The organism is Leucobacter ruminantium (assembly GCF_017565705.1).
Taxonomy (GTDB): domain Bacteria; phylum Actinomycetota; class Actinomycetes; order Actinomycetales; family Microbacteriaceae; genus Leucobacter; species Leucobacter ruminantium.
In genome coordinates, this window is record NZ_JAGDYL010000050.1 from 1 (window position 1) to 7,104 (window position 7,104).

At 71.3% G+C, this 7,104-nt stretch carries 4 protein-coding genes; all 4 read left to right on the top strand.

Going from position 1 to position 7,104, the window contains the following annotated elements:
* Positions 1–258 precede the first annotated feature (258 nt).
* The 4 genes from J4H91_RS15175 to J4H91_RS15190 all read left to right on the top strand — a co-directional run bounded on the left by J4H91_RS15175 (position 259) and on the right by J4H91_RS15190 (position 7,014).
* Positions 259–3,828 carry a DUF7507 domain-containing protein gene (locus J4H91_RS15175; protein WP_208047089.1) on the top strand — a complete coding sequence of 1,190 codons (3,570 nt, stop codon included), beginning with the start codon at positions 259–261 and terminating at the stop codon, positions 3,826–3,828.
* Between the two features lie 90 nt (positions 3,829–3,918).
* Entirely contained in the window at positions 3,919–5,088 is a 1,170-nt protein-coding gene (locus tag J4H91_RS15180) for a hypothetical protein (RefSeq protein WP_208047090.1), read from the top strand.
* A gap of 93 nt (positions 5,089–5,181) precedes the next feature.
* A complete protein-coding gene (locus J4H91_RS15185; protein ID WP_208047091.1) occupies positions 5,182–5,847 on the top strand; it encodes a hypothetical protein in 666 nt (221 codons plus the stop codon).
* 57 nt (positions 5,848–5,904) lie between these two features.
* Positions 5,905–7,014, top strand: coding sequence for a hypothetical protein (locus J4H91_RS15190; protein ID WP_208047092.1), 1,110 nt, complete (start codon positions 5,905–5,907; stop codon positions 7,012–7,014).
* The last annotated feature ends 90 nt before the right edge of the window (positions 7,015–7,104 follow it).

Genomic DNA, 7,104 nt, shown 5'->3' on the forward strand with positions numbered 1-7,104 from the left:
ACCTATCACCGGCGGCGGCGACAGGCCAGGCTCGGGCGTTTGACGCCGGTCGAGTACGAGGCCATCATGAACGAGCAGGTCGCACTCGCTGCCTGACCAAGCTGTCACCAACTCGTGCAGCAGACCCGTCGCTGTGCCCGTGCGCTAGACAAAAACCAGACGACGTGCGTCACTTATTCCAAGAAATATGCACTCTCTAGTTAGCGCACGTACTGTCCGACGCCCTTACATGCGCCTAGAACTAATGAGGGGGAACCCATGAAGCACAAACAACGAACGCTCAGAGCGACCGCGTGCGCGGCTCTCGCGGCGCTGGCGCTCAGCGCGCTGACCGCGGTCGGCCTGGCTGCGCCCGCCCAGCCCGCCCAGGCTGTGGTCGGCGACCCGGCGGTCAGCACGACCCCAAGCGGGGTCACGAGCGTCGCCTCGACCGCGGGCAAGGCCAAGGGGTCGGGGCTCTGGGGCTACGCCGGCGACGTAAAGACGCGTTCGGCCGGCACCGTGTTCAGCTACGGGCTCGCGCTGAGCCCGGCCGACGGCTCGCTGTGGGTGACCGACAGCGCGAAGATCCAATGGACCGGCAACAGCTTCCTCTGCTCGCTCGCCGGCGGCACGCTGATGACCGCCACGGGACCCTGCTACATCGGCGACTCCAAGCTCCACCGCTACGCGCTCTCGGGCACCCCCGACTGGGCGCTCGGACAGTACCAGGGCAACGGCGCCTACGGCGCGGTGCCCGCAGGCGCCAATGCGGGCCTCGGCGCGAATTACGCCACGCTCGCCGATGCGCAGCGCCTCGACGGCGCCGCGATGCCGAGCGGGCAGTTCGGCGGGGTGCGCGGCGTGGCCGTCACGAACGACGGCGTCGCCTGGGCGCTCGACTCCGACGCGGGGTACGCCTGGCTGAACCACGCCAACCACGCGATCCGCATGGTCAACCCCGACGGGACCGAGGCAGGCGCGCTCGGCAAGACCACCTGGCCGAGCGGCAACACCTGGTCGAACCGGAACGACCCGCAGGCGTTCGACTACCCGGTGGGGATCGCACGGATGCAGAACGGCGACATGCTCGTCACGAGCCAGACGCCCGAACTGCTCAAGCAGTACCGGGCGGACGGCACTTTCGTGCGCAACATCTACCTCAACCAGCCGGCCGGGACGCAGTACCCCGCCGACGGCGGCTACCGCTCGCCGTACTCGATCGCCGTCGACCCGGCCGACGGCACGCTGCTGGTCGGCTACATCGATCCGGGAGCGGGCAACCAGACCTTCATCCAGCGGATCGATCCGGCGAACTGCACCACCGAGGCCGTCGGCAACCCGGCCGGCTCCTCCCGTGACCGGTGCGCGGTGCTCGACACCATCGGCCTCGGCACCCTCGCGACCGGCGACAGCCAGACCCACGCGACGTTCACCATCCAGGTCGAGCCGCGCACGGGGGACATCTACGTCGGCCAGCGCAACGGCCTGATCTCGATCTTCGCGTCGGACGGCACGCCCAAGGGCAAGTTCTCCGCATTCGGCCAGGGCAATGCCAACGGTCAGGTCAACACGGTGCGCGGCATCGCGTTCGATGAGCGCGGCTTCATGTACCTCACCGTGGCCGAGGGCACCTCGAGCACCCGCGTGCAGATCTTCGCGCGCACGCCGGACCCCGTGACCGGGCTCACCGGCACCTACACCGACGGCACCAAGACGTCGGCGCAGCTCTCCTGGGACGCGCTCGCGACCGGCACGACCGGGGACGCGCAGTCCCCGCTGCGCGACTACGTGATCGAGCGCTCCACCGACAACGGGGCCACCTGGAGCGTGGTGACGACGCCGACCGCCACGGACGCGACCGCGACGGTCACCGGGCTCGACCCGGCCCAGAGCTACCAGTTCCGCGTCTCCGCCTGGAACGAGGCGGGCAACGGCGATACGGCCGTGACGACGCTCGCATCGCCGCCCTCGGAGATCAGCATCGTGAAGACCGGCAACGGCGTGGCGACGCCCACGTCGGCCGACGCGGTCACGGTCGCGGCGGGATCCGACGTGGCATTCGAATACACCATCACCAACGAGGGCGGCTCGCCCGTGACCGACATCGTGCTCGAGGACAGCGTGCTCGGCACGGTCGCGGCCCCGGCCGGGTTCACCGGCACGCTCGCCGGAGGCGAGAGCGTGACCTTCACGGCGACCGGGCCCGTCGCGGCCGGCGCGTATCAGAACACCGCCACGGCCGACGGCGTCTCCGAGGGCGAGGACGTCACCGCGTCTGACACCTGGTACGGCTTCGGCGCGACCACCGGGATCAGCGTCGTGAAGACTGGCAACGGCCAGACGGCCGAGAGCGCCGACGAGGCCGTCGAGGTGCCGGCCGGCGCCGACGTGACCTTCAACTACACCGTCACGAACACCGGCAACGTGCCCGTCACCGGGCTCGAACTCGTCGACAGCGAGATCGGCGCCGTCGCCACGGTGGTCAGCCCGGTCGGCTTCGACGGCACGCTCGCCGCGGGCGCTTCGGCGGTCTTTACGGCGACCGGTCCGGTGGCGGCTGGGGCCTACTCCAACACGGCCACGGCGACCGGGACGCAGAACGGCGGCGAGGTCTCCGCATCGGACGAGTGGTTCGGATTCGGCGTCACGGCCGCGCTCTCGGTCGTCAAGACCGGCAACGGCGTCGCGACGGCCTCCTCCGACGCGCCGCTCCACGTCCCGGCCGGATCCACGGTCGACTTCGAGTACCGGATCACCAACGGCGGCAACACCGAGGTGACCCTTGATGAGGTCGTGGACAGCGTGCTCGGCACGATCACGGCTCCCGCCGGCTTCTCCGGCGTGCTCGGCGCAGGCGAGAGCGTCACCTTCACCGCGTCCGGCCCCGTCGCGGCCGGCGCCTACACGAACACGGTCGAGGTCACCGCGACCGCGGGCTCCGAGGAGCTCTCCGCATCGGACGAGTGGTTCGGGTTCGGCGTGACGAGCGGCCTCACCGTGGTCAAGAGCGGGGACGGCGTGGTCAACGACTCCGCAGCCGAGGCGCACGCCGTGGCGGCGGGCACCGAGGTGCCCTTCGTCTACACGGTGACGAACACGGGCAACACGGCGGTCTCGATCGCGGGAGTCGACGACGACCGGGTCGGGGCGGCCACGCCGCCGGCCGGCTTCGACGGGACGCTCGCGGCGGGCGCCGAGGCCGTCTTCACGGCGAACGGCCCGATCCCCGCGGGCGACTACGCCAACACGGTGACGGTCGCGGGCGCTGACCCGGCAGGCGGTGCGCTGGCCGCGACCGACGACTGGTTCGGCTTCGGCGTCGTCTCGGGCCTCGACGTGGTGAAGCTCGGCGACGGGGTGCGCGCCCCGACGGAGGACCTGGCGAGGCACGTCGTGGCCGGCAGCACCGTCGAGTTCGCGTACGTGATCACGAACCGCGGGAACACGCCCGTGCAGCTCGGCTCCGTCGCCGACAGCGTCATCGGGGCGGTCGCCGCCCCCGACGGCTTCGACGGCCTGCTGCAGCCGGGGGCCTCGGTGACCTATGCCGCGTCCGGCCCCGTCGCGAAGGGGGCCTACCGCAACACCGTGGAGGTCACCGCGACCGAGTCGTTGCTGAGCGGTGAGCTCGCGGCCTCGGACGACTGGTACGGCCACGGCGACCCGAGGACCGTCCCGCCCGAGCCGAAGCCCGAACCCCCGGTCGGGCCCCGGCCGACGGAGCCGCTGAGCACCACCGGCGGCGGCGCGCCCTGGATGGCGGCGGTCGCAGCCGCCGCGCTCCTCGCGGCGGGCGGCGTGCTGCTGGTGCTCCGGCGCCGGCGCGGACGCCCCGCGGGCGAGTAACCCACCCGTACGAACCGCAGGACGGCCGGGCGGCCCTCGGAGCGATCCGAACGGCCGCCCGGCCCCCGAACCAGAAGGAGAACCCAGCAGATGACCTCTCGTACCCGCGGCCTCGCGCTGATCCCGGGCGTCGCCCTCGGCGCCGCCCTCGTCGTCGGGGCGCCGTTGCTCGGCGCCCCGGCGGCCTTCGCCGCCGAGACCGACATCTCGGTCACCTATTCGACGCAGAACGCTGCCGACGCCCCGATCGACGGCAGCTCCACCGTGCACGGCCGGGTCGGCCAACCGCGCGACGACATGCAGGTCACCTACACGATCCAGAGCGACACGGTGCAGTACCCGATCCCCGTGCTCACCTACACGGGTGACTTCACGGACAGCTCCGACGCGACGTACACCTTCCGCTTCGGGTGCGACGGCTCGGTCCCCGGGAGCGACTGCGCCACCTACCAGCCGCAGGTCGACGCGATGAACGCGCTCGCGAGCGCGCTCGACGGGCGCAGCATCGAGGGCTTCACCGCCGACGTGACGCCGATCATCATGGCGTTCGGCGGCAACGTGCCGCCCGGGATCACCGGAACCGTGACCGCGTCCATCCTGTCCGACGTGCCGGGCACCGGGCAGCTCGAGTTCTTCCTCCAGGAGGGCGAGCAGGCAGGCGCCGAGCGGCTGTCGCCGACGGCGATCACGCCGTTGTCCATCACCGAGCCGTCCATCGCCGCGACCTCGACCGGCTCCTTCTGCGCGGCGGACCTCGCCGAGTACACCGAGGGGAAGACGAAGTACACGCCGACCGGTTTCGGCCGCGCCGACTTCGACATCCAGTCGACCGTGACCGATGCCGGGATCCTCCCGGACGACGCGACCCCGGTCGGCACGACCGCCGACGGCGTCGTGTTCTCCGTGCAGAACGGCGGCACCGGACTGACCGAGGCCGGCGTGGAGGGCGAGCTCCTCGCGGCGCCGGCCGGCACCTACCAGGTGACCGGCGCGTACACCGCCCCGGACGGGGTCCCGGCGCGCGGCATCGGCACCGAGGTCACGGTGCTCGGCGCCGACGCCCCCGAGTGCTACTCGGCCAGCGAGATCGTCGACCCGGTCGACCCGGTGGACCCGAAGCCCACGGACCCGAAGCCGGTGCAGACCCTCGCCAACACGGGGTCCGGCGACTCCGGGGTCCTCGCCGCCTCCGGCGCCGGCGCCGCCCTGCTCGGCGCGCTGCTGCTGGGCCGCGCCTTGCAGCGCCGCCGCGTGGCCTGATCCGCAGGGGAGGGGCGGCCGGATCCGGGCCGTCCCTCCCGCACCCCACCGCACGCCCACACTCCGCTCGACCTCGAAGGAACCTTCCGCACCATGACACTCATCCGCCAGGCCGCCGGGCTGGCCGTCGGCCTCGTCCTGGGCATGCTCGCGGCGCCGGTCGCCGCGACAGCCGCGACCGGGACCTTCGACGCCGTCAGCCTCAACCAGGTCGCGGACGGCTACTCCTTCACCAACAACCCCGTCGACGCGAACGGCACGAACGGCATCGTCGCCGTCCGGGACTTCGTCGGCTTCGAGGTCCAGGCGAGCACCTCGGGGGCGGTGACCGGCGCGACGATGACCCTGCGGAAGCCGAGCTGCTGGGTCTGGGACGCGACGGTCGACCAGAACCTCACCTTCAGCCTCAACGGCGGGCAGACGACCGGGTCGGTCGCCCACCCGGACGCCGACACCGTGGTCGTCACCTGGACCCAGGCGGCGAACGGCGTCGTGCTCACCCAGCCGTTCCGAGTGCAGGCCGGCGAGGGCTGCGCGGACGGGTCGACGTGGACCCCCGAGCTGACCTACAGCGACGACTCCGGCACGCAGACGCGGACGCTCGCGCCCGTCACCGTGCGCTCGGTCGCGAGCGCGGACCTCTCCATCCAGACCGTCGGCGCGCCCGCGATCATTGCGAACCACTGGTTCGCCGGCCCCGAGTTCGGCCCGGGCGGCGCAGGCCCGGCGCTCGAGCAGCGGTGGGACATCCGGCTGTAGCCCGACGCGCTCTCGAAGGTCGGGTACGCGGACCCGAACGGCAACATCACCTTCACGGTGGCCTACTCGGGACCGCGCTCCGCCTTCCAATTGCCCCGCAACAACTCTACCCAGGTCCCGATCGGGGGCGGGTGCTGGGCTTTCGTAGGCCCCAACCCCTACAACAACAACCAGTACTACCCGTCGAGCTCCGCGCAGACCGTGACGATCACGATGAAGAAGAACCCGGCGTGCGAGGCGATGCTCGCGGACCAGGGCAACGTCCTGCGCGTCTACTCCTACACCCCGCAGAAGGTGCTCCAGGAAGACTACGGCTGCCAGGCGACGCTCGGCGCCAGGGTCTCACCGGGCAACTGGGTCGACGCCAACGGACGGCCGATCGTGGACTCGAACCCGAACAACAACGAGGCGAGCCGCGCGCTCGCCTGCCAGACGGTCGAGTACGGCTACCAGCAGGGCGCCTCGTACTTCACGCCGAAGATCGCCGGGGCGGACCTCGTCGAAGCCTACCCCTGGCGGAGCACGGCCCAGCCGATCGTGCGCACCCCGGCCGCGGGGAAGTGGGGCCTGCTTGCCGACATCAACAACCTCGGGTACATCGGCAAGGACGGGACCTTCGCGAGCGAGACGATCTACGTCCCGGAGGAGCCGTCGCTGACGAACGTCACGAGCTTCCACTTCTGGGACCCGGCCAAGCAACGCCTCGACACCGATCGTCTGGACGGCGCGGTGCTCGGCGCGGTCGCTCCAAGCTCGAGCTCGGCCGCCGCCGATCCGGCGATGGACACCCGGGCCTTCCCCGCGTCCTCGTACACCGTGCAGTGCACCGCCGACTTCACGGGCGCGAACTCCGCCGCGGCGCCCACGATGGCCTGGGCCGACTGCGACGCGCTCGACCCGGCGCAGATCAGCGGGCTCCGCTTCCTGCGCGCCGGCGTCTTCTCCGGCGAGAACTTCGGCCCGAACTTCCCGAACTCCAAGCTGCTGTTCTCCCAGGTCCCGATGGTCGCCGTGGGGCAGATCGGGGACCGGCTGCCCACCATCACCCGCTGGATCGCCGACGAGTTCGCCGCGAAGCCGGCCCGCCAGAACACCGTGACCGCCGAGATCATCGGCAACGTCCTCCGGATCGGCGGATTCAACCGGTGGTCGCAACGAGTTCCGTGAACTTCTCCGATGGTGTCAGATATCCGAGCGTCTTGCGTGGTCGGCCGTTGAGCGAGTCCTGAATCGCGGTCAGGTCCGCGCGGCTAACGA